Source organism: Exiguobacterium sp. s152 (assembly GCF_018618335.1).
In the GTDB taxonomy this organism is placed as follows: Bacteria; Bacillota; Bacilli; order Exiguobacteriales; family Exiguobacteriaceae; genus Exiguobacterium; species Exiguobacterium chiriqhucha.
The window spans coordinates 1-404 of sequence record NZ_JACSLX010000033.1 but is presented as its reverse complement, the minus strand read 5'-3'; the positions used below and the strand labels follow the sequence as shown (position 1 = coordinate 404).

The window sequence follows — 404 nt, the reverse complement described above, 5'->3', positions numbered from 1 at the left end:
ATTACTGCTTCAGGTATTTGTGGATCAGATTTACATTTATATCATCAAGGCGATATGTTTATGGATAAAGATTTTGTTATCGGACATGAGCCGATGGGTATTGTTGAAGAAGTAGGTAAAGACGTTAAGAATCTAAAAAAAGGTGATCGTGTAGTCATTCCGTTTAATATTGGTTGTGGCGATTGTTTCTACTGTAATAATCAAATGGAATCGCAATGTGATCAATCTAATGAAGAACCTGCCAACTGGAAGATGGATAACGGTGCATTATTTGGTTTTGGAAAGATGCACGGAAATTTCTGGGGGGGACAAGCAGAATATTTAAGAGTTCCATATGCTGATTTTTCTTCTTTTGTTGTGCCAGATAGTGATTTAAAAGATGAACAAGTATTATTTTTATCTGA

1 protein-coding gene is annotated in these 404 nt (G+C 34.9%); it reads left to right on the top strand.

What is annotated here, in order from left to right; all coding sequences use genetic code 11:
- A partial coding sequence (locus KNP72_RS16115; RefSeq protein WP_214834428.1) for an alcohol dehydrogenase catalytic domain-containing protein occupies positions 1-404 on the top strand: 404 nt, incomplete at both ends.